The organism is Brevundimonas sp. (genome assembly GCF_041911375.1).
Lineage (GTDB): Bacteria > Pseudomonadota > Alphaproteobacteria > Caulobacterales > Caulobacteraceae > Brevundimonas.
On the sequence record NZ_JAYRPA010000079.1, the window covers coordinates 1 to 20,629 of the forward strand.

General features: G+C 67.3%; 19 protein-coding genes, 1 tRNA gene and 1 riboswitch. Of the genes, 10 read left to right on the forward strand and 10 right to left on the reverse strand.

The window, feature by feature from the left end; genetic code table 11:
* On the forward strand, nucleotides 1–2,122 hold a 2,122-nt coding region (locus tag ACE3PU_RS13415), incomplete at its 5' end, for a prolyl oligopeptidase family protein (protein ID WP_374390607.1).
* A gap of 56 nt (nucleotides 2,123–2,178) precedes the next feature.
* On the opposite strand, the gene typA is transcribed toward ACE3PU_RS13415, so the two are convergent.
* Complete coding sequence (typA, locus tag ACE3PU_RS13420) at nucleotides 2,179–4,011, reverse strand: translational GTPase TypA (RefSeq protein ID WP_374390608.1); 1,833 nt, start codon at nucleotides 4,009–4,011, stop codon at nucleotides 2,179–2,181.
* A gap of 119 nt (nucleotides 4,012–4,130) precedes the next feature.
* Nucleotides 4,131–4,829 (reverse strand): Crp/Fnr family transcriptional regulator, encoded by a 699-nt coding sequence (locus tag ACE3PU_RS13425; RefSeq protein WP_374390609.1) that lies wholly within the window; start codon nucleotides 4,827–4,829, stop codon nucleotides 4,131–4,133.
* Between the two features lie 131 nt (nucleotides 4,830–4,960).
* Between ACE3PU_RS13425 and ACE3PU_RS13430 the strand changes: the two genes are divergently transcribed.
* From ACE3PU_RS13430 to ACE3PU_RS13440, 3 genes are all read left to right on the forward strand, one after another.
* Entirely contained in the window at nucleotides 4,961–5,176 is a 216-nt protein-coding gene (locus tag ACE3PU_RS13430) for a hypothetical protein (protein ID WP_374390610.1), read from the forward strand.
* A 73-nt stretch (nucleotides 5,177–5,249) separates the two neighbouring features.
* Nucleotides 5,250–6,113, forward strand: coding sequence for a DUF1206 domain-containing protein (locus ACE3PU_RS13435; protein WP_374390611.1), 864 nt, complete (start codon nucleotides 5,250–5,252; stop codon nucleotides 6,111–6,113).
* Nucleotides 6,114–6,201: 88 nt separating this feature from the next.
* Nucleotides 6,202–6,894 (forward strand): DsbA family oxidoreductase, encoded by a 693-nt coding sequence (locus ACE3PU_RS13440; RefSeq protein ID WP_374390612.1) that lies wholly within the window; start codon nucleotides 6,202–6,204, stop codon nucleotides 6,892–6,894.
* A 224-nt stretch (nucleotides 6,895–7,118) separates the two neighbouring features.
* Here the strand turns inward: ACE3PU_RS13440 and ACE3PU_RS13445 are convergent, their stop codons facing one another.
* Complete coding sequence (locus tag ACE3PU_RS13445) at nucleotides 7,119–7,976, reverse strand: hypothetical protein (RefSeq protein WP_374390613.1); 858 nt, start codon at nucleotides 7,974–7,976, stop codon at nucleotides 7,119–7,121.
* A 416-nt stretch (nucleotides 7,977–8,392) separates the two neighbouring features.
* Between ACE3PU_RS13445 and ACE3PU_RS13450 the strand changes: the two genes are divergently transcribed.
* Nucleotides 8,393–10,873 carry a DEAD/DEAH box helicase family protein gene (locus ACE3PU_RS13450; protein WP_374390614.1) on the forward strand — a complete coding sequence of 827 codons (2,481 nt, stop codon included), beginning with the start codon at nucleotides 8,393–8,395 and terminating at the stop codon, nucleotides 10,871–10,873.
* On the opposite strand, the gene thiC is transcribed toward ACE3PU_RS13450, so the two are convergent.
* Complete coding sequence (thiC, locus tag ACE3PU_RS13455) at nucleotides 10,870–12,699, reverse strand: phosphomethylpyrimidine synthase ThiC (RefSeq protein ID WP_374390648.1); 1,830 nt, start codon at nucleotides 12,697–12,699, stop codon at nucleotides 10,870–10,872. The genes ACE3PU_RS13450 and thiC overlap by 4 nt on opposite strands.
* A gap of 165 nt (nucleotides 12,700–12,864) precedes the next feature.
* A riboswitch (TPP riboswitch) is annotated at nucleotides 12,865–12,973 on the reverse strand.
* A gap of 134 nt (nucleotides 12,974–13,107) precedes the next feature.
* On the opposite strand from thiC, the gene ACE3PU_RS13460 reads away from it, so the two are divergent.
* Nucleotides 13,108–13,515, forward strand: coding sequence for a BLUF domain-containing protein (locus ACE3PU_RS13460; protein ID WP_374390615.1), 408 nt, complete (start codon nucleotides 13,108–13,110; stop codon nucleotides 13,513–13,515).
* Between the two features lie 10 nt (nucleotides 13,516–13,525).
* Here the strand turns inward: ACE3PU_RS13460 and ACE3PU_RS13465 are convergent, their stop codons facing one another.
* From ACE3PU_RS13465 to ACE3PU_RS13480, 4 genes are all read right to left on the reverse strand, one after another.
* The gene (locus ACE3PU_RS13465; RefSeq protein WP_374390616.1) at nucleotides 13,526–13,906 is read right to left on the reverse strand and encodes a hypothetical protein; all 381 of its coding nucleotides are present in this window, start codon (nucleotides 13,904–13,906) and stop codon (nucleotides 13,526–13,528) included.
* Between the two features lie 4 nt (nucleotides 13,907–13,910).
* On the reverse strand, nucleotides 13,911–14,741 hold the full coding sequence (locus ACE3PU_RS13470; RefSeq protein ID WP_374390617.1) for a TIGR02587 family membrane protein: 831 nt from the start codon (nucleotides 14,739–14,741) through the stop codon (nucleotides 13,911–13,913).
* Nucleotides 14,742–14,775: 34 nt separating this feature from the next.
* Nucleotides 14,776–16,077, reverse strand: coding sequence for an ATP-dependent protease ATPase subunit HslU (hslU, locus tag ACE3PU_RS13475; protein ID WP_374390618.1), 1,302 nt, complete (start codon nucleotides 16,075–16,077; stop codon nucleotides 14,776–14,778).
* Between the two features lie 118 nt (nucleotides 16,078–16,195).
* Nucleotides 16,196–16,489, reverse strand: coding sequence for a hypothetical protein (locus tag ACE3PU_RS13480; protein WP_374390619.1), 294 nt, complete (start codon nucleotides 16,487–16,489; stop codon nucleotides 16,196–16,198).
* Nucleotides 16,490–16,891: 402 nt separating this feature from the next.
* Between ACE3PU_RS13480 and ACE3PU_RS13485 the strand changes: the two genes are divergently transcribed.
* Nucleotides 16,892–17,365: a hypothetical protein gene (locus ACE3PU_RS13485; RefSeq protein ID WP_374390620.1), complete on the forward strand. Its 474-nt coding sequence runs from the start codon at nucleotides 16,892–16,894 to the stop codon at nucleotides 17,363–17,365.
* 15 nt (nucleotides 17,366–17,380) lie between these two features.
* Here the strand turns inward: ACE3PU_RS13485 and ppa are convergent, their stop codons facing one another.
* Nucleotides 17,381–17,941: an inorganic diphosphatase gene (ppa, locus tag ACE3PU_RS13490; RefSeq protein WP_374390621.1), complete on the reverse strand. Its 561-nt coding sequence runs from the start codon at nucleotides 17,939–17,941 to the stop codon at nucleotides 17,381–17,383.
* Between the two features lie 151 nt (nucleotides 17,942–18,092).
* On the opposite strand from ppa, the gene ACE3PU_RS13495 reads away from it, so the two are divergent.
* Entirely contained in the window at nucleotides 18,093–18,776 is a 684-nt protein-coding gene (locus ACE3PU_RS13495; RefSeq protein WP_374390622.1) for a DUF599 domain-containing protein, read from the forward strand.
* Between the two features lie 257 nt (nucleotides 18,777–19,033).
* Here ACE3PU_RS13495 and ACE3PU_RS13500 read toward each other — a convergent pair whose 3' ends face one another.
* Nucleotides 19,034–19,858 carry an N-formylglutamate amidohydrolase gene (locus tag ACE3PU_RS13500; RefSeq protein ID WP_374390623.1) on the reverse strand — a complete coding sequence of 275 codons (825 nt, stop codon included), beginning with the start codon at nucleotides 19,856–19,858 and terminating at the stop codon, nucleotides 19,034–19,036.
* 114 nt (nucleotides 19,859–19,972) lie between these two features.
* Here ACE3PU_RS13500 and cpdR point away from each other — a divergent pair, with 114 nt between their 5' ends.
* Together cpdR and ACE3PU_RS13510 are read left to right on the forward strand one after the other, a co-directional pair.
* Nucleotides 19,973–20,329 carry a cell cycle two-component system response regulator CpdR gene (cpdR, locus tag ACE3PU_RS13505; RefSeq protein WP_374390624.1) on the forward strand — a complete coding sequence of 119 codons (357 nt, stop codon included), beginning with the start codon at nucleotides 19,973–19,975 and terminating at the stop codon, nucleotides 20,327–20,329.
* A gap of 131 nt (nucleotides 20,330–20,460) precedes the next feature.
* Nucleotides 20,461–20,535, forward strand: a tRNA-Val gene (locus ACE3PU_RS13510).
* Nucleotides 20,536–20,629 lie beyond the last annotated feature (94 nt).

A 20,629-nucleotide genomic window follows, 5' to 3' on the forward strand; every position in this document is an offset into this window, starting at 1 on the left:
CGCGCCCGCGCACCGGGCCGAGCGCGCGCCGCCGCCCCACTTCCCCCGCGACCTGACGCCGGCGGGCGTCGCCGCGGCTGACGACCATCTGGCGCTGGAACAGGTGGACGGGGCCGAGGCCATGGCCTTCGTCGCCGAGGAGAACAGGAAGTCGCTGGCCGCCCTGACCGGCGACCCCCGCTACGAAACCTTCCGGGAAGAGGCGCTGGCCATCCTGACCGCTGAAGACCGGATCCCCATGCCGTCCTTCCTGGGCGACGGGATCGGCAACTTCTGGCAGGACGCCGCCAATCCCAAGGGGGTGTGGCGGCGCACCACCCTGGACAGCTACCGCACCGCCTCGACCCAGTGGGAGACGCTGCTCGACATCGACGCGCTGGCCAGGGCCGAAGGCCGCGACTGGGTGTTCAAGGGCGCCGACTGCCTGGCGCCGGACGAGACCCGCTGTCTGATCAATCTGTCGGACGGCGGCAAGGACGCAGTGGTGGTGCGCGAGTTCGACACCACGACGAAGACCTTCCTCGACGACGGCTTCAGCCTGCCCGAGGGCAAGCACCGCATCGAATGGCTGGATCGCGACACCCTGCTGGTGGCCACCGACTTCGGCGCCGGGACCATGACCGAGTCCGGCTATCCCTTCATCGTCAAGACGCTGAAGCGCGGTCAGACCCTGGCTCAGGCGACCGAGGTGTATCGCGGCGAACAGGGCGACGGCGGCTATGGCGTCAGCCCGGCCGTCTACCGGAACAAGGACGGCCAGGTGACGGCGGTGATCATCACCCGCCCGCTGGACACCTTCCGCTCGGAAACGTGGAGCGTCGCCCATGACGGCGCGACGACACGTCTGGCCCTGCCGGACCGCGTCAGCGTCTTCGGCGCCCAGGGCGACCTGCTGATCTTCTCCAACGACGAGGCCTGGCGCTTTCGGGGAATCGACTACAAGCCCGGCTCGCTGCTCTCGATGCCCCTGGCCAGCCTCCAAGCCGGCGACGACGTCGCCATCAGCAATCAGGCCGCCATGATCTACAAGCCGGCGGCGCGGCAGTCCCTCGGGGCGGTGCGCGTGCTGGACCAGCACGTGGTCGCCGCGCTGTCGGACAATGTCGCCGGCCGCCTGGCCGTCTTCCATAACCGCGGGGAGTCGGGGTGGAGCCGGCAGGACGTGGCCATTCCGGAAAATATCGCGGTGGGCCTTGGAGACTCCTCCAAGTCGAAGGGCGAGGTCTTCGTCTCGACCCAGGGCTTCCTGACGCCCCCGACCCTCAGCCTGGCCTCGATCGGCTCGGACGGTCTCACTGAGCTCAAGTCCGCCCCCGCCAAGTTCGACGCCTCGACCCATGTCGTGGAGCAGTATGAGGCCGTCTCGACCGACGGCACGAAGATCCCCTACTTCATCACCCGCCCGCGCGAGATGAAGCTGGACGGATCCAACCCGACGATCCTGTTCGGCTACGGCGGCTTCCAGCTGTCGATGAACCCGGCCTACAAGCCCGAGATGGGCAAGCTGTGGCTGGAAGGCGGCGGGGTCTTCGTCAACGCCAACATCCGCGGCGGCGGCGAGTTCGGGCCCGACTGGCACCAGGCGGCGCTGGATGGAAACCGCCAGCGCGCCTTCGACGATTTCGCCGCCGTGGCCCGCGACCTGGAGCAGAGGGGCGTGACCAGCCCGCGTCGCCTGGGCATCTACGGCCGGTCGAACGGCGGGGTGCTGACCAGCGTCTCCATCACCCAGCATCCCGAACTGTTCAACGCGGCGGTGATCGAAAGCCCTCTGATCGACATGCTGCGCTATCACGAGCTGCCCGCCGGCGCGTCCTGGATCGGCGAATACGGCGACCCGCGCATTCCCGAAGAAGCCGCGTGGATCGCGAAATATTCCGCCTATCAGCAGCTGCGCCCGGACGTCGAATATCCGCGCGTCTATGTCACCACCAACACCCGCGACGACCGCGTCCACCCCGGCCATGCGCGCAAGTTCGCCGCCCGCCTGGGCGCCCAGGGCCACGACCACCTCTATTACGAGGACACCGCCGGCGGTCACTCCAACGACGCCGATCCGGTCGCCAACGCGCGCCGTTGGGCCCGGCACTACGTCTATCTGGCCCAGCAGCTGATGGACTGACACGAAAAAGGGGAGCCGCGGCGCGGCTCCCCTGATCGATTGGGCGCTGGGCGTCCTTATTCGGGGCGGACGCGCTTCTTGCGGAACGACGGGTTCAGCGTCTGCTTGCGCAGGCGGATGGACTTCGGCGTCACCTCGACCAGCTCGTCGTCGTCGATATAGGCGATGGCCTGCTCCAGCGACATCTGGCGCGGCGGGGTCAGGCGCACGGCCTCGTCCTTGCCCGAAGCGCGGACGTTGGTCAGTTGCTTGCCCTTGATCGGATTGACGTCCAGGTCGTCCCAGCGCGCGTTCTCGCCGATGATCATGCCCTGGTAGGTCTTCTCGCCGGCGCCGACGAACATCACGCCCCGGTCCTCCAGGTTCCACAGGGCGAAGGCCGCCGTGTCGCCGTCGGAGTTGGAGATCAGCACCCCCTTCGGGCGGCCGGCGATGGCGCCCTTGTAGGGCTCGTAGTGGCTGAACACGCGGTTCAGCACGCCCGAGCCGCGCGTGTCGGTCAGGAACTCGCCCTGATAGCCGATCAGCGAGCGCGACGGGCACTTCAGCTGGATGCGGGTCTTGCCGGCGCCCGACGGGCCCATGTCGGTCATTTCGGCCTTACGGGCCGACAGCTTTTCGATGACGATGCCCGAGAATTCGTCGTCGACGTCGATCATGACGTCCTCGATCGGCTCCAGCTTCTCGCCGTTCTCGCCTTCCTGGAACACCACGCGCGGACGCGAGATCGACACCTCGAAGCCTTCGCGGCGCATGTTCTCGATCAGCACGCCCAGTTGCAGTTCGCCACGGCCCGAGACCTCATAGGCGTCGCCGCCCTCGGTGGTGGTTACGCGGATGGCGACGTTGGCCTCGGCTTCCTTCAACAGGCGGTCGCGGATGACGCGCGACTGGACCTTGTCGCCTTCGCGACCGGCCAGCGGGCTGTCGTTGACCGAGACGGTCATCGAGATGGTCGGCGGGTCGATCGGCTGGGCCGGAAGCGCTTCGGTGACTTCCATGGCGCACAGGGTGTCGGCCACGGTCGCCTTGGACATGCCGGCGATGGCGACGATGTCGCCCGCTTCCGAACCCTCGTCCAGCGGCTGACGCTTCAGGCCGCGGAAGGCCAGCACCTTGGTGATGCGGCCGCGCTCGATTTCCTTGCCTTCACGGTCCAGGGCGTGGATCGCCATGCCGGGGACGGCCTTGCCGCTCTCGATGCGGCCGGTCAGGATTCGGCCCAGGAACGGATCGCTTTCGATCAGCACGTTCAGCATCTGGAACGGCTTGTCCTTGTTCTCCTGCACCTTGGGCGGCGGGACGTGGTCGACGATCAGGTCGAACAGGGGGGCCAGGTTGTCGTTGGGTTGGTTCAGGTCCAGCGTCGCCCAGCCGTTGCGGCCCGAGGCGTAGATGTGGGGGAAGTCCAGCTGCTCGTCCGTCGCGCCGATGGCGGCGAACAGGTCGAAGGTCTCGTTGTGGACGCGGTCCGGATCGGCGTGGGCGCGGTCGACCTTGTTGATGCACAGGATCGGGCGCAGGCCCATCTTCAGCGCCTTGGTCAGCACGAACTTGGTCTGGGGCATGACGCCCTCTTCGGCGTCGACCAGGATGACGCAGCCGTCCACCATGCCCAGGATGCGCTCGACCTCGCCGCCGAAGTCGGCGTGGCCGGGCGTGTCGATGATGTTGATGCGCGTCTCGCCGGCCTTGCCGTTCCAGAGCACCGAGGTGCACTTGGCCAGGATGGTGATGCCGCGCTCCTTCTCCTGGTCGTTGGAGTCCATGGCGCGTTCGGTCGTCGCCTCATTGGCTCGGAAGACGCCGGACTGGGCCAGGAGCTGGTCCACCAGGGTGGTCTTGCCGTGGTCGACGTGGGCGATGATGGCGACGTTGCGCAGGTTCATTTGAGTATCGCGGAAAGGCGCGGCCGGCGTACGGGCGGCCGCTGGTCATGGAAAGGCGTGCAGGGAGCGCGCGCCTCTTACAGCGATGCGGGCCGAAAGACCAGAGCGGGCGTTCGCGCCTAGTCGGCGGCCCTGGCGCGGAAGACGTCGCCGGCGCGGTAGCATTCGCACGCGGCGCGTTCCAGGGCGGCGCGGTCCAGCACGGTGATGCGGCCGCGCGAATAGGCGATGGCCCCCGCCTTCTGCAGCCCCTGGGCCGCTTCGTTGACCGTGGTCCGCTGCGATCCCAGCATCGAGGCCAGATACTCCTGCGTCAGGCTCAGGGTGTCGCCGTCGACCCGGTCGTGACAGCGCAGCAGCCATTTGGCGAAGCGCTGGCCGGCGTGGTGCAGGGCGTTGCAGGCGCTGGACTGCTCCAGCTCGCCCTGCAGGCGGGCCATGTAGTCGGCCACCACGTCGCGGATGGCGGGCCGCTGGGCCGCCAGGGCGCGAAAGCGCAGCGCCTCGACCCGCTGGGCCGACACGGCGACCTGGGCCACCGCGCGAGTGTGGGCGCGCTGCGGCGTGGCCGAGGCGATCACGCCCAGCACCCCCTCGCGGCCGACCATCAGGGTCTCCACGGTTCGGCCGTCCTCCAGCACCGCCACCGACGAGCAGAAGCCGCTGTCGATGAAGTGAAGGTGCTCGATCAGGTCGTCGGGCTCGGAAAAGACGTGGCCGGGGGCGAACTCGGTCGGCGTCGCGATCGCCAGCAGGGCTTCGCGGTTGTCGGAGTCGAGTTCCCGGATCAGGAGATTTCCCGGCGGATGATGGCGCATGAATTCGCGCTTAAGACGATTGAGGGAACCCGTCTGTCAGAACCTGACACAGCGTAGCAGTATTTTATCGCAACGGTTGGGGACAAGTCGTTGAAATCGCTTCGGACGTACGGATGCGGTCACAAAGAACGATGTTCATCTTTTTCCAATCGGCCGACGATGCGCTGGCCGTCATGGACCTCCACGCCGCTGCAGGAGGCGTGCTGGCGGAGCAGGGCGGCGGCGGCGCGCAGGGCGTCGTCGTCGTCCCGACCGTCGTGGAAGTCCAGCAGCGGGCGGCGCCCCTCGTCGTCGAAGAAATGAAGCTCGTAAATACGCAACGGAACCCCCTGGTCGGCGAAACCTAGGGCGAGACGGCGCCGCTTGTCTGTCGGATGTCGACAGACGGAGCCATTGCGGCGCGCGGGGCGTTAGGCGGCGATGCCCGCCTTCGCCGCCCTCCGTCGCCATCGCCGTCTTCCGAAACCCTCGACCCTGGTCGAGTGGGCCGCCAGGGTCGGCTACGGGGCGCGGGGCTTCGTCTACCTGTCGGCGGGGCTGCTGACGCTGCTGGCGGCCACGGACCGGATCGGCGACGCGGTCGGCACGGGCGGGGCGGCGGGCTGGCTGGCCGAGCAGCCGTTCGGCCGGCTGTGGCTGGTGCTGCTGGGCGTGGGCCTGTGGGCCTTCGTCGGCTGGCGGGCGCTGCAGGCGGTGTTCGACGCGGACCATGAGGGCGCGGACCTGAAGGGCTGGGCGACGCGGGCGGGCCAGGCGCTGAGCGGGGTCTTCTACGGCGTGCTGGCGGCCGGGGTGTTCGAGTATCTGGACGAGGTGGGCGAGGCGGCCAGCGCCGCCGCGGACCAGGCCGAGAGCGTGGCCGAGAACCAGGAGAAGGCGGCGATGCTGCTGGGCCTGCCCTTCGGCGGGGCCCTGCTGGCGACGGCCGGGCTGGCGATCCTGGCGGTCGGGATCGGCAACATCGTCCGGGCCTTCCGGGACGACTTCGACGGGGCCCTGGCCTGCCCCGAATCCTTCTGCCGGCCCGCGACGATCCTGGCGCGGACGGGCTATGCGGCGCGCGGCTTCGCCTATCTGCCGCTGGGCGTCTTCGTCATCCTGGCCGGGCTGCACGCCCGCGCGGGCGAGGTGACGAGCACGGCCGGGGCGCTGGACGCGCTGGAGGCCCAGCCCGGCGGATCGTGGATCCTGGGGCTGACGGCGGCGGGGCTGATGGCCTTCGGCGCCTTCGCCTTCGTGGAGGCGCGCTGGCGAAGGATCCGCGCGCCGCGCGAACTGGACTGAGGCGATAGGGGCGGCGAGGGGGGCTGGCGCCGGCCCGCCCCGTCGCCATATCCCATCGCAACACCTGCTGTTCCAGAAGGCCGCGCCGATGACCGACACCGCCCCCCAGACCCCGACCCCAGCCCCGCTGAAGACCCTGAAGATCGACTTCGTCTCCGACGTCGTCTGCCCCTGGTGCGTGGTCGGCCTGGGCGGGCTGGAGACCGCGCTGGAGACGCTGAAGGCCGAGGGCGTCGCCGCCGACATCGCCTTTCAGCCGTTCGAACTGAACCCCCAGATCGCGCCCGAAGGCGAGAACATCGTCGAACACATCGGCCGCAAATACGGCGCCACCCCCGAACAGTCCGCCGCCAACCGCGAGATGATCAAGGCCCGCGCGGCGGAGGTCGGCTTCGACATGCGGATGGGCCCCGACAGCCGCATCTGGAACACCTTCGACGCCCACCGCCTGCTGCACTGGGCCCACGAGACGGCGCCCGAAAAGCAGAAGGCGCTGAAACAGGCGCTGTTCACCGCCCACTTCACCGACAACCGCAACCTGACCGACGCCGGCGTCCTGACCCGCGCCGCCGAGGCCGCCGGGCTGGACCGGGCCGAGGCGGGCGAGGTGCTGGCCTCGGGCCGCTACGCCCAGGCCGTGCGCGCGGCCGAGGAGCTGTGGCGCTCGCGGGGGATCAGTTCGGTCCCCGCCGTGGTGGTGGAGGGCAAGTATCTGATCTCGGGCGGCCAGCCGGCCTCGGCCTTCGAACAGGCGCTGCGACAGATCGCAAAGGAGGCGTAGGCCTTCCTTTCGTCATCCTCCGGCTAGCCGCGCAGCGGCGCAGACCGGGGGACCCCATCGTCATCCTCCGGCCGAGCGAAGCTCGGACCGGGGGAGGCGCGCGAGAGCGCGAACCTGTCGCAGATCAGGCCTTCAAACATCACGCGACGGATAGATTTCGCCTTCGGCGCCGCTGGGTTCCGGGTCTTCGCTGCGCTTCGCCCGGAATGACGAAAGAAGGAAGATCACGGCGGGCCGGTTTCACACCCCGCCGTCGGAAAAGCACCGTCTGAATGGTGTGAATCGTCTGAAATCGGCGCCCGGTCCAGGGCGTCCAGCACCTCCAGGCTCTTGTCGATCAGGCGCCGGCCGGTCGCGTCCGCCGGGTCCAGGTCGGCGACGGCGCGGACCAGGGTCTGGACGGTGCGGGCCTTGGCGATCGCGGTCGCCTGGGGGTCGGGGGTCTTTGCGGGTTTCGGGGCGGGTTTCGGAGCCGGTTTGGGCGTTTCGGGCGTCGCCTCGGCGGCGCGGGCCAGGTCCGACAGGCGCATGTGCAGCCGCATCCAGCCGGCGGCCTCGGCGGCCCGGCCGCGCAGGACGGCGCGGTTCAGCCGCACCAGGGCGTGGCGCGCCATCTGGGCGTAGTCGGGCAGGCCGGCCTCTTCCTCGGCCTCCAGATCGACCGGCTCGGGATCGGGCTGGTCGATGCGGCGCCAGCCCTGGGCCCGGGCGCGCTGGCGAAAGGTCGACAGGGCCAGGCCGTGACGGGCGCACACCATGTCGGCCGCCTCTCCGGCCAGATAGTCCTCGCGCGCCTGGTCCCACACCGCATCGGACACGCGGCGATAGCCGCCGCCCCGGTCATAGGGATCGCGAATGGGCCGCCCGTCGTAGAGGGGGCGCCCCGGGTCGCGGGGCGCGGCCTCGGGCGACGCGGCCTCTGGCGACGCCGCCGCTGGGGGCCGGTCGACGAAGTCCTCATTGGTCAGGCGACCGTCCCAATAGTCATAGGGCGCCCGATCGTCGTCGACGCCCGATCCGTCGGCGCCCGATCCGTCCGCGCCTGGGCCATAGCCTGGCCAGCCATCCTCGTCCCGTTCCATGCGCCCCTCCGACGCCGATCCGCCCCCGCGGCGGGGCCGGGGCATTATGGGTCGGCCGGGAGGGGTGTTAGGTCGATTGGCGTTCGACGGCGAAAAGGCGAGGGAATTCAGCAGCCGGAGCGACGGAATTAGGATGGCGGAGGCTCCGCCTTCCCTCCTCCGGCGCGAAGCGACCGGGGACTCGGCGCGTCGAAGGCGATGTGGGCAGGATGCAGAAAATGGTGCGCTTCGCGGCAGGGCGCGCGCTGCCGCGCCGCGAGGCGAGGGTGGGCATAGTGCGAGAATAGGCAGGAAATGAGTGCGTCCCGTTTTCCGCGCGCTTCTACACCCCTTGGTTGAGAGCTATTCCCATCCAAACGCCACAGGTCTAAGCTTGATGGCTGCCACGAGGATTCAGTTTTCCCCCAAGAGGTTTCATGGGCCTGTTTGATGACTTGGACCTAGGCCCAACGGTTGATACCGTTTCCGAGCCTCAGAAAATTTTTCATGCTCTTCCCAAACGTGCGCCTAGGTACGAGTACCTCCGGAATGTGCAGGGGCAGGTTCTTGAAAAGTGGCACTCCAGAAAAGACGAGAAGGATACCGTCATCAAGATGAATACCGGCGGCGGGAAAACCGTTGTTGGTCTGTTGGTGTTGAAGTCCTGCCTCAACGATCAACAAGGGCCCGCTGTCTACGTCTGTCCGGATCACTACCTTTGCGACCAAGTTATCGCGGAAGCCCGCGATCTAGGCATCGAAACTGCCGAAGATCCGCGCTCGCCTCATTTTCTGAACGGCAGAGCGATACTGGTTATCCCGATTGATACTCTGTTCAATGGGAAATCAAAGTTCGGGGTCGGAGGTGAAGGGTCAAAGCTTGAGATAGGCAGCGTAATCATCGATGACGCGCATGCATGTATCGCGCGAGCCGAACAGAAGTTCACTGTTACGATCCCACGCACGTCGCCGCTCTATACTGAACTTCTAGATCTCTTCCGAGCCGATCTAAAGCAGCAATCAATTGCCACCGCAGCTGAGATCGATCAGGGCGAGAGGCGCGCGCTCGCCCGCGTTCCGTATTGGGCTTGGCAAGACAAGATGGAGATTGTCGCTAGACTATTAGTCTCCAATAGCAACTTGAAAGAAGTGGAGTGGGAATGGCCCCTCCTGCGGGATTGCCTGTCCCAATGCCTTTGCCACATGCATGCGACCGCCATTGAGATCGCGCCCAGATGTCTACCAGTCTCGTCTATTCCGAGTTTTGGCAAGGCGAGGCGGCGGATCTATATGACCGCCACGTTGGCTGACGACAGCGTTCTCGTATCGAGCTTCAATGCCGAGAGTTCGGCAGTTGCGAACCCGATAGCCCCAGCAAGCGGATCCGACATCGGTGAGCGGCTTATCTTGATCCCGCAGGAGATCAACACGTCTGTCACGGATAGCGATATTCGCGACTTTGCTGCAGCGCAGGCAAAAACTCGCAACGTCGTAGTGATCGTGCCTTCCTTCAAACGAGCTGAGTTCTGGCGACCTGTAGCTAGCAAAATCATTGATGCAGATACAATAGTGGAAGGCGTGGAGACTTTACGGCAAAGTTCCGGCAATTTCGTCGTGATGGTCAACCGGTACGATGGTGTGGACCTCCCTAATGATTCATGTCGTCTGTTGATTGTTGACGGCCTTCCAGACGCTAGACGCTTGGTCGATCGATACGAACAATCCATCCTGGAATCGTCAAAACGATTTCGCACCAACCAGATCCAGAGAATTGAGCAAGGCATGGGGCGCGGCATTCGCGCGGGTAACGACTACTGTGTCGTCATGCTCATGGGGTCCCAACTCTTGGCCTCACTTTATGCCGCCGGCGCCGTAGAATTCTTCTCAGCATCAACCCGCGCGCAGCTTAACCTATCTCGAAAGCTTGCGAAGAAGATCGAGGAGAAAGGTCTTGATGAGATGGCCAGCGTAGTGGAGGCCGTACTGCAGCGTGATCCGCAATGGGTGGCGGCAGCGAAGAATGCTGTCATCGAAGTGAACAACCCGAGCAGCATTGAAGTGGACGCGATCTCAGTAGCTCAGAGAGAGGCATTTGAGGCCAGCCGCCGGGGACGACCCGATAAAGCTGAGGCCGCGTTACGGTCGGCCTATCAGGAATCCGAATCAGACACGCTGAAAGGTTGGCTGCTGGAGCAGGTCGCTGAGGTCGTGCATCCGACCGACAAGGTTCAAAGTCAGTCTATTCTGGCCGGAGCGCACGAGCGCAACGCCATGACCCTCAAACCGCTTCGCGGTGTGACCTATCCGCGTGTCGATACAGCAGGAATGGATCAAGCGCGTCAGGCTGCGCACTATCTGACAGATAAATACAAGAATTCAAATGCCTTGGTGATTGGAATGAGGGGTGTGCTGGACCGTTTGCGGTTTGGAGATGATACGGCAGAAGATGTTGAGGAGGCGCTGAAGGAGCTTGGATTACATCTAGGTTTTCGATCCCAAAGACCTGAAAAGCTTGGCATTGCGTATCTGGATGTTCTCTGGGGGATCGGAGAAAATCACTATCTGTTACTGCCTTGTAAGAGCGAAGCGACAAGCCCGACCATTTCCAAAGCCTACACCGATCAAGTGAGTGGATCGCTCACGTGGTTTGGTGAAACATACGACCACACGTGCAAGGCAACGGCGGTGATCGTCCATCCGTCCAACATCGTGGACAAGGCCGGAACCGCTCCCCCGGGAATGCGGGTCTTGAACGCTGAGCGGTTGGCCGTTCTGAAAACTGCCGCGGAGAACTTTGTCGTAGCAGTAAAGGATAAGCTCGATGATGTGGGCTCCGTGAGAGCGGCCCTAAGCTACGAGAAACTGCTGGGCTCTCAGATCGTCGGCGGGCACTCGGCTTTGCCCAAGGTTCAAATCTAGACCTTCACCTCCACCACCCCGCCCCCGGCGCGGAACTTGGCCGACATCTCCGCCATGCCGGCCTCCGCCTCGGCCAGGCTGGCGCCCGCGTCGTTCTGGGCCGCCGCGGCGTCGCGGATGTCCTGGCTGATCTTCATGCTGCAGAACTTGGGGCCGCACATGGAGCAGAAGTGGGCGGTCTTGTGGGCCTCCTTGGGCAGGGTGGCGTCGTGGTATTTGCGGGCCGTCTCGGGGTCCAGGCCCAGGTTGAACTGGTCCTCCCAGCGGAACTCGAACCGGGCGCGCGACAGGGCGTCGTCGTGCAGGCGGGCGGCCGGGTGGCCCTTGGCCAGGTCGGCGGCGTGGGCGGCGATCTTGTAGGTGATGACGCCGTCCTTGACGTCCTGACGGTCCGGCAGGCCCAGATGCTCCTTGGGCGTGACGTAGCAGAGCATGGCCGTGCCGAACCAGCCGATCATGGCCGCGCCGATGGCGCTGGTGATGTGGTCGTAGCCCGGCGCGATGTCGGTGGTGAGCGGGCCCAGCGTATAGAAGGGCGCCTCGTGGCAGTGCTTCAGCTGCTCGTCCATGTTCTGCTTGATCTTGTGCATCGGCACGTGGCCGGGGCCCTCGATCATGACCTGGCAGCCCTTGGCCCAGGCGATCTTGGTCAGTTCGCCCAGGGTGCGGAGCTCGGCGAACTGGGCCTCGTCATTGGCGTCGGCGATGGAGCCGGGGCGCAGGCCGTCGCCCAGGCTGAAGCTGACGTCATAGGCCCGCATGATGTCGCAGATGTCCTCGAAATGCTCGTAGAGGAAGCTCTCCTTGTGGTGGGCCAGGCACCACTTGGCCATGATCGAGCCGCCGCGCGACACGATGCCGGTGACGCGTTTGGCCGTCATCGGCACGAAGGGCAGGCGCACGCCCGCGTGGATGGTGAAATAGTCCACGCCCTGTTCGGCCTGTTCGATCAGGGTGTCGCGGAACACCTCCCACGTCAGGTCCTCGGCTACGCCGCCGACCTTCTCCAGCGCCTGATAGATGGGCACGGTGCCGATGGGGACGGAACTGTTGCGGATGATCCAGTCGCGGATGTTGTGGATGTTGCGGCCCGTCGACAGGTCCATGACGTTGTCGGCGCCCCAGCGGGTGGCCCAGACCAGCTTGTCGACCTCGTCGTCGACGCTGGACAGGACGGCCGAGTTGCCGATGTTGGCGTTGATCTTCACCAGGAAGTTGCGGCCGATGATCATCGGCTCGACCTCGGGGTGGTTGATGTTGTGCGGGATGATGGCGCGGCCGCGGGCGATCTCCTGGCGCACGAACTCGGGCGTCACGAAGTCGGGGATCGCGGCGCCGAAGTCCTCGCCGTCGCGGATGCAGGGCGCGGTCTGCTCGCGGCGCAGGTTCTCGCGGATGGCGACATATTCCATCTCGGGCGTGATGATCCCGGCCCGGGCGTATTCGTACTGCGTCACCGGGCGGCCCTCGACGCCCTTGAAGACGCGGTGGTTGGAGGTGTCGAAGCGGGGGGCCAGGTTCTTGCCCGACGCGTGGCCGTTGTCCTCGGGCTTGACCTCGCGCGGGTTGGCGACGGGGGCGATGTCGCCGCGATCCAGCTGCCAGGACGACTTCACGTGCGGCAGGCCGCGCCGGATGTCGATGGTCACGGTCGGGTCGGTGTAGGGGCCCGACGAGTCATAGATGGTCACCGGCGGCTCGTTGGCGGAGGGGTGGACGGCGACCTCGCGGAAGGGGACGCGGATGTCGGGGTAGAGTTCGCCCTGGACGTACACCTTGCGGCTGCCCGCCCGCTCGCCGGTCGGGATGGCGCCGGTCTCTCGCATCACCTGCTCGCGGGCGTCCTTCAGAGGCAGGCTGTCGAGCGCGACGCGGCCGCCCTCTGCCTGAGCCTCTTGAGCGTTCGCGGGGGGCGTGACTTGGATGTTCATGGCGGCCTCAAACGGTTTGAGGTCCGCCGACGTCGGGCGCGAGGGGTCCTGTGGCGTGAGGACCGAAAGCGTTGCTCATCCCTTCGCCGGCATGACCCGGATCAGGTTCGACGGGTCAGGCGACTACGCCAATCTCAGCCGCTCGGATGCGACCCCCCGGAGAACGCCTGCAGGCTAACCCGCGCGCGGCCGGATGTCGAGCTGTCCGGCGCCGTACACAAGTCGTTGGAGTTCTGTTAGTTTTTCTCCATTACTGGTGGGGCAGGCGCGAGTTGCGCGCCAGCGAAGACGATCGGCGAGAACATGGGCCTGAACCTGGAGCGTGTTCTCTACACGAGCCGCGCGCGCGGAAACGCCGACAATCTGATGATGCAGGTCGAGATCCTGGCCGTGTCGCAGCGGAACAATGCGCGCGACGGTCTGACCGGCGCCCTGATGATCCACGACGGCCGCTTCCTGCAGGTGCTGGAGGGCGCGGCGCAGGATCTGGACCGGCTGATGCGGCGGCTGGCGGACGATCCGCGCCACGACGAGGTGGTGGTGGTCGAGCGCGCGCCGATCGCGCAACGCGACTTCACCGGCTGGGCCATGGCCAGCGTGCGCGTGACGCCGGCGCTGGCGGACACGCTGCGCGACACGGTCGGCGGCGCCGCCTCGCCCCGCGAGACGGTCGCGCGCATGCAGCAGGCCGCTCTCGCCCAGGCCGCCTGAGGCCGGGCCCCTAGGGCGCCGACCAGCCCTTGACCGAGACGGCCGCCGCGCGCGGGTCGGCGTCGAAGCGCAGATAGGCCTTGGCGTGGCCGTGGCCGGGGACGTAGTCCAGGCTGGCGGTCGCGGTCTGGTCGCCGAGAACCCCCTCGATGTCGACGGCGGCGGCGGTGTCGTCCCCGTCGTTGACGACCTTGATCTCGGCGACGTGGCCGGCGGGCGTGGTCTCCACCGCGACGATACGGGCGCTGAGCGCCGGCGGGGCCGAGGGCTGCAGGGCCTCCCACACCACGATGCCGACGGCCGACAGGGTGACGACGGCGCCGACGGCGGCCATGACCCATTGCAGAACGGGGCGGGTCGAGCGGGGCGCGGGCTTCTTCTTCACGGGCATGGGTTCAGACCAGCAGGCGGGCGGCGGCGGCGCCGATGGCGGCGGGGAAGCCCAGGACGATCATCGTCTGGACCACCCCCTCCAGCGAATGGCCGTCGACGCGGCCGAAGATCCACAGGGCGAACAGGCTGACCCCGAGCGCAATGGCGTAGCCGGGCAGGGTGAAGTGGAAGAAGGCCGTCACCGGATGGTCCGCCTCCTCCTGGCCGGCGAAGCCCGCGCTGAAGACAATGGCGTGCAGCAGGGCCAGAGAGACCGCGATCAGGGCCAGGGTGTGGACGGGCGTGGCCTTGTAGGCGATCAGGATCATCTCCTCCGTCGGGGCCACGTTCATGGCGAAGAACAGGGCGCCGGCCGCCATCAGGAACAGTTCGCCGAAATAGGAGGCCTGGTCCTCGTCCGTGTCGCCGCCGCCGTCGCCGTTCATCTGCCGGCGTGCCAGGAGCGCGCCCATGGCGCCGGGGACGGCCTGCAGCGCCACCATGCCGAGCGCCTCGCGCGGCGGGGCGTCCCATTGCACCACGCCGAACAGGATCAGCAGCACCGAGGCCGTGACGAAGCCGACCGCCAGGGCGACGGCGGTGTCCAGCACGTCGTTCCTGAACCCGCGCCGCTTTGAGAAGCCCGCGTAATAGGCCAGGCCGTAGAGCAGGGGCAGGCCGGCCAGGATGAAGACCAGCAGCCGCCAGCGGTCCATGACCACGCCCTGCTCCCACATCTCCATCGTCATCAGCAGGGGGATGTTGAAGATCAGGGCGCCGGCGAAGGCGCGGCCCAGGTCGCGGGCGTAGCCCCGCTCGCGGCGCAGATCGATGAAGGGCGCGGCCGTGGTCATGGCCCGGCAACGCTTGGCGAGGGGCTTTGGCTCCCTACAGGATGAACCGGCTGAGATCCGCGTTCCCGGCCAGGTCGCCGATCTTGTCGCGCACGGCGTCGCCGTCGAAGGCGATCGTCTGGCCGGACAGGTCCGAGGCCTTGAAGCTGGTCTCTTCCAGGACGCGCTCCAGCACGGTCTGCAGGCGCCGCGCGCCGATGTTCTCGACGGCGGCGTTGGCGGCGACGGCGGCGTCGGCCAGGGCCTCCACCGCATCGTCGGTGAAGGTCAGGGTCACGTTCTCGGTGGCCAGCAAGGCCTGGTTCTGACGGATCAGATTGGCCTCGGGCTCGGTCAGGATGCGCTTGAAGTCGTCGCGCGTCAGGGCCTTCAGCTCCACCCGGATCGGCAGGCGGCCCTGAAGTTCGGGCAGAAGGTCCGAGGGCTTGGCGACATGGAAGGCGCCCGAGGCGATGAACAGCACGTGGTCGGTCTTCACCGGCCCGTATTTGGTCGAGACGGTGGTGCCCTCGATCAGCGGCAGCAGGTCGCGCTGGACCCCCTCGCGCGACACGTCGGCGCCGCGCGCCTCGGACCGGGCGGCGACCTTGTCGATCTCGTCCAGGAAGACGATGCCCTCGTTCTCGGCCAGCAGCAGGGCCTCCTTGGTCAGGCTCTCCTGATCCAGCAGCTTGTCGCCCTCCTCGGCGATCAGGGGGGCCGTGGCGTCGCGCACGGTCAGCTTGACCGTCCTGGTGCGGCCGCCGCCCATCTTGCCCAGCATCTCCGACAGGTTCAGCAGGCCGACATTGCCCCCGCCCGGCAGGTCCAGCCCCTGGATGGGGGAGGATGTGTCGGCCAGGGCGATCTCGATCTCCTTGTCGTCCAGCTCGCCGGCGCGGAGCTTCTTCCTGAAGCTGTCGCGGGTCGCCGGTCCGGCGCCGGGGCCGACCAGGGCGTCCAGGATGCGATCCTCGGCGGCGCCCTCCGCCCGCGCGCGCACCTCGCCGCGACGGCGGTCGCGCACCATGACCAGGGCGCTCTCGACCAGGTCGCGCATGATCTGGTCGACGTCGCGGCCGACATAGCCGACCTCGGTGAACTTGGTCGCCTCGACCTTGAGGAAGGGCGAACCGGCCAGCTTGGCCAGGCGCCGGGCGATCTCGGTCTTGCCGACGCCGGTGGGGCCGATCATCAGGATGTTCTTGGGCGTCACCTCGTCGCGCAGGTCCTCAGGCACCCGCTTCCGGCGCCAGCGGTTCCTCAGGGCCACGGCCACGGCGCGCTTGGCGTCCTGCTGGCCGACGATGAAACGGTCGAGTTCGGAGACGATTTCGCGGGGAGACAGATCGGTCATGCCGCTGAGATAGGATGTCCAGAACCGTTGCGGGAGAGGCGCGGCGCCGCGCCGCGCCTTCGCCGAGGATTTCGGGCGCCAGGCCCGACGCCGACGACGGATGTGTCTCACCCGAGGCTCAGCGCGCGCCCTCGATGTCAGTCGTCACCGCCAGGACAAACAGCAAGACGAGCGTCAGAAGAATAGCCAACGGCAGGCAGATGAAGACCCATGTCATCAGGGGCCGCCTCAACAGCCACGCGATCCACGACGCCGCGGTCGCGATGACCTGAGCGATCGGCAGGGCTGACGAAAGGCTTGCGAACACCGAGGTGAAGGTCGTCAGCCCGGAATCGGTGGTCATGGTCCCGATCACCATCAAGAAAATGCCGATCGGCAGCATGCCGACGTTGCCGACGGACCAGAGAATCATCGTCGTCACATTGGGTCGACGCGCGGACGTTCGCGACTTCATCTTGACCTTCCCACCCGCCTTCAACTGAAGGAGCACGGCGCTGCTGACCAGAAGCCTAACGCGGATAAATGTCAGTTGTGGCTTCCTATGCCGGAGGTTGTCAGGCTGACACCCGGATTGCGCAAGGCAGCTTTCAAATCGGCTCACCGGAGGTTCGACGGTCTGCTGGAGGCCTGGGGGCAGAGGGGCGGCTCGGCTCATCGCGAATGTCTTCAGGGGCCGAACGTGGCTTTCTGGCCGGACACCTGAACCGGCATTAGGTCAGCAGGCCGACATTGCCCCATCCGATAAGGTGCGCAAAGGCCCGGAGCCAAGGCCGGGGCGCCGCGTTGTCCAGAAGACCGACCGCCGGAGACGCCGATGCTCGCCCTAGCCGCCCTTCTGTTCGTCGCCGCACCGCCGTCGTCGCAGGACGCGGCCGCAGCCTTCATGCGCGAGACCTATGCGGTCACGGAATACGCCGCGGCCCGCCATGATCTGGATGGCGACGGCGCCGAGGAGGTCCTGGTCCGCGCCACGAACAGGGATCGGTGCGGCAGCGGCGGGTGCGCCCTGTTCGTGCTTTCGCCCAAGGGCGACGGATTCAGCGTCGTGATGGAGGCCACGGTGGTCAATCCGCCCATCCGCGTCCTGAACACCACAACGAACGGGTGGAAGGACCTGGCGGTCACCGTGTCGGGCGGCGGCGTGACGCGCCCTTATGAGGCGCGGCTGCGCTTCGACGGGGGGCGCTATCCCGCGAACCCGACCGTCCCGCCCGCCGAGGCCCTCGCGGGGCCGGCGCCGGGCGGTCAGATCCTGATGCCGGCGCCCGAGGAGCCGCCCACGCCGTGATCCGCCGGCCGGGGATCAGGCCGCGTTGGCGGCCTTCTTGGCGGCAAGCTTGTCCTGGTGGGCCTGCATGCCCTTGGCGATCATTTCGGCGGCCTCGCCGGCGTCGCCCCAGCCCTTGACCGTGACCGACTTGCCCTTCTCCAGGTCCTTGTAGCGGGTGAAGAAGTGCTCGATCTGCTCGACCAGGATGGCGGGCAGCTGACGGTAGCTGGCGACCTCGGTGTAGTAGGGGTTCAGCTTGTCGACCGGCACGGCCAGGATCTTCTCGTCGCCGCCGGCCTCGTCGACCATCTTCAGGACGCCGATCGGGCGCGAGCGGATGACGCAGCCCGGCACCACCGGCGTCGGGTTCAGCACGATCACGTCGCACGGGTCGCCGTCGTCCGACAGGGTGTGCGGGATGAAGCCGTAGTTGCCCGGATAGTACATCGCCGTGTGCAGGAAGCGGTCGACGAACAGGGCGCCGGACGCCTTGTCCATCTCGTACTTCACCGGCAGGCCGCCCTGCGGGATCTCGATGACGACGTTGACGTCCCAGGGAGCGTTCGGGCCGACGGGGATGGCGTCCAGGTTCATGGTTCTGTTCTTGTTGCGGCGCAAAAATCGAAAGGCGAAGGGTGATAGGCCCGTCAGGCCGCGACGGCAAGCGTGACCTGGATCCATGCCGCGCGCCAAGACCCGGGGGAGGGGCCTTGCCGCCGGCGCCGACGGGCGTCAGGGTGGGGTCATGACGTGGCTCGACTGGGGGGCGCTGGCCCTCTTCTTCATCTGCTGGCTGGGCTATGCGCCCATCCTCAAGGCGATCAGCCGGCGCGGGGGGTCGCTGAACGCTGACATGGTCCATGTGCGGTCGGTGTGGATGACCGCCATGACCCACCGCGAGCTGAAGCTGGTCGACAGCCAGCTGATGGGCCATTCGATTAACTCCGCCTCCTTCTTCGCCTCGACCAACCTGCTGCTGATCGCGGCGGTGGCGGGCATATTGTTCGGGGGCGAGACGGCGCTGCGCGGCTTCGCCGCTGTCGGGGCCGAGAACGTGCCGCTGAAGATGCTGGAGGCCAAGCTGGCCCTGGTGCTGGTCTGCCTGACCCGCGGGTTTCTCGACTTCATCTGGGCGCTGCGGCAGATGAACTACACCCTGGCGCTGATCGGCGCCGCGCCGGAGGTGCACCACAAGACCGACCGCAAGGCCTTCGCCGACGCGGCGGGGCAGCTGCTGAACCCGGCCCTGGCCGCCTTCAGCCAGGGGGTGCGGGGCTATTATTTCGCGCTGGCGGCCGCGGCCTGGCTGTTCGGGCCGGTCTGGCTGGCGATGGGCGTGGTGTCCGCCTTCAGCCTGCTGATCTATCGCCAGGAGGCGTCGCCGGCGGCGCGCGCCATTCGCAACGCCCGGCGTCTGCTGGATGGGTGATCAGCGATCATTTTGCAGTGGCGAGACGTCTTGAGGCTGAAGATGGCCGTAATCTCGCCTTGTTACCGCTATCATGGCGCAAATCTGTTACACGGCGTGACCCGGCGGCCCCACAACGCCCTTGACCCATTGTGCATCGCAACCTAGATTGGTCCTCGACGCCTTCGGGCGTCTTGCCCTTCCTGGGCGTTTCCTCCCTATAGACTTTTCATGCCGCGCCTCCGGGCGCGGCTTTTTTTTTGCGCGCGCGGGCGGCCTCAGGCGGACCAGTCCTCGGCGCACAGGGCGGCGATGACGCGGCCCAGGGCGCGGCGGGTCGTCGGCCAGGCGATGTTGGGCTGCTGCGTCGCCTCATCCAGATACAGCCGCCGACTGATCTCGATCTGCACGGCCTCGAACCCCTGCTGCGGCCGGCCCCAGCGCTGGGTCGACCAGCCGCCCGCATAGGGGTGGTTCAGCCCCACCCGCCAGCCCAGGCCCTCGAACAGCGCCCGCAGCCGCCGGCTCAGACGCGCCTGGCAGGCGGCGCCGTGCCGGTCGCCCAGCACCACGTCGGCGCCGGCGGCGCGGGCCGGCATCGAATGCCAGTCGATCAGCAGCGCCCGGCCATGCCGCGCGTGGGCCGCCTGCATCAGATCCTGAAGGGCGGCGTGGTACGGCGCGTGAACCGTCCGCACGCGCGCCGCCGCCTCCTCCAGCGACAGCCTCCGCGCGTAGAGCGGCGCGCCGTCGCCGGCGAGCCGCGGCAGGACGCCATAGCCGGCCGCCGTCTTGGGCCCGCACGCCGGCGCCGCGCCATCGATCAGGGCGGGGTCGAGATCGGCCGGGTCGCGGTTCAGATCCACATAGGCGCGCCCGACCCGCCCCTCGATCAACGGGGCGCCGTGCGCCGGCCCGTCCTCGACCAGACGCCCGACCAAGGCGTCCTCGGCGCTTCTCAGACTGTGGCGCGGCAGGCCGGGGGCGGCGTCCATGTCCGCCGGATAGCGGTCGCCCGAATGCGGCGAGGCGAAGACCAGCGGCGTCGCCGGCGCCCCGGCCGGCGGCCGGGTGATCGAAAAGGGCGCGTCGCCGACGGTCATGTCCTGCCATAGCCGGTTTCGCTGTGGACGAAAGCCGGCCGGACGCCGAATTTCACCGGCGGTTTACCGTTGCGGGCCTAGGTTTTGCGTCTGTTTCACAGGGCTTACCTCCGCATGGCGCGCATCCTCCTGGCCGAAGACGACAGTTCGTTGCGCGGCTTTCTCACACGGGCGCTGGAGCGGGCGGGCCATCAGGTCGTCGACTGCGAGAACGGCGACGACGCCATCGACGCCCTGGAGCACGGCCCCTACGATCTGCTGCTGACCGACATCGTCATGCCCGGCGCCGACGGCATCGAGGTGGCGCGCGTCGCGGCCGCCCGCCAGCCCGACCTGCGCATCATGTTCATCACCGGCTTCGCCGCCGTGGCCCTGACGGCCGCCCAGGCCTCGCCCCAGGCCAAGGTCCTGTCCAAGCCGGTGCACCTGCGCGACCTGGTCAACGAGGTCGAACGGATGGTCGCCGCCTAACCGGAGACGGTCGGTCGTGCAGGGCGCGTCGGGTTTCGCACGGACGAAGGCAGATGGGGCTTGAAGCGGTCCATATCCGCCGCTATAGGACCGCCCTTCCCGTCCGGACACCGCGTCCGGACCGCACCGGCGGACGCGTAGCTCAGCGGGAGAGCACTACGTTGACATCGTAGGGGTCACAGGTTCAATCCCTGTCGCGTCCACCATTCTTCTCAATGATTTAGCCTACCGCAGCCTGCGGGCGCTGGCCAGAAACTGGCCGGAAACGCTTCTGCAAGACGACGATCGGCCGGTTTCGGC

Bases quoted from the DNA above. Each gene is read 5' to 3' on its own strand.
- ACE3PU_RS13500 (WP_374390623.1), bottom strand. From the start codon at position 19,858: ATGACCGTCGGCGACGCGCCCTTTTCGATCACCCGGCCGCCGGCCGGG.
- ACE3PU_RS13485 (WP_374390620.1), top strand. From the start codon at position 16,892: ATGCTCGCCCTAGCCGCCCTTCTGTTCGTCGCCGCACCGCCGTCGTCG.
- ACE3PU_RS13465 (WP_374390616.1), bottom strand. From the start codon at position 13,906: ATGCCCGTGAAGAAGAAGCCCGCGCCCCGCTCGACCCGCCCCGTTCTG.
- typA (WP_374390608.1), bottom strand. From the start codon at position 4,011: ATGAACCTGCGCAACGTCGCCATCATCGCCCACGTCGACCACGGCAAG.
- thiC (WP_374390648.1), bottom strand. From the start codon at position 12,699: ATGCGAGAGACCGGCGCCATCCCGACCGGCGAGCGGGCGGGCAGCCGC.
- ACE3PU_RS13445 (WP_374390613.1), bottom strand. From the start codon at position 7,976: ATGGAACGGGACGAGGATGGCTGGCCAGGCTATGGCCCAGGCGCGGAC.
- ACE3PU_RS13450 (WP_374390614.1), top strand. From the start codon at position 8,393: ATGGGCCTGTTTGATGACTTGGACCTAGGCCCAACGGTTGATACCGTT.
- ppa (WP_374390621.1), bottom strand. From the start codon at position 17,941: ATGAACCTGGACGCCATCCCCGTCGGCCCGAACGCTCCCTGGGACGTC.
- ACE3PU_RS13460 (WP_374390615.1), top strand. From the start codon at position 13,108: ATGGGCCTGAACCTGGAGCGTGTTCTCTACACGAGCCGCGCGCGCGGA.
- ACE3PU_RS13495 (WP_374390622.1), top strand. From the start codon at position 18,093: ATGACGTGGCTCGACTGGGGGGCGCTGGCCCTCTTCTTCATCTGCTGG.
- ACE3PU_RS13470 (WP_374390617.1), bottom strand. From the start codon at position 14,741: ATGACCACGGCCGCGCCCTTCATCGATCTGCGCCGCGAGCGGGGCTAC.
- ACE3PU_RS13435 (WP_374390611.1), top strand. From the start codon at position 5,250: ATGCCCGCCTTCGCCGCCCTCCGTCGCCATCGCCGTCTTCCGAAACCC.
- ACE3PU_RS13440 (WP_374390612.1), top strand. From the start codon at position 6,202: ATGACCGACACCGCCCCCCAGACCCCGACCCCAGCCCCGCTGAAGACC.
- cpdR (WP_374390624.1), top strand. From the start codon at position 19,973: ATGGCGCGCATCCTCCTGGCCGAAGACGACAGTTCGTTGCGCGGCTTT.
- ACE3PU_RS13480 (WP_374390619.1), bottom strand. From the start codon at position 16,489: ATGATTCTCTGGTCCGTCGGCAACGTCGGCATGCTGCCGATCGGCATT.
- ACE3PU_RS13425 (WP_374390609.1), bottom strand. From the start codon at position 4,829: ATGCGCCATCATCCGCCGGGAAATCTCCTGATCCGGGAACTCGACTCC.
- hslU (WP_374390618.1), bottom strand. From the start codon at position 16,077: ATGACCGATCTGTCTCCCCGCGAAATCGTCTCCGAACTCGACCGTTTC.
- ACE3PU_RS13430 (WP_374390610.1), top strand. From the start codon at position 4,961: ATGTTCATCTTTTTCCAATCGGCCGACGATGCGCTGGCCGTCATGGAC.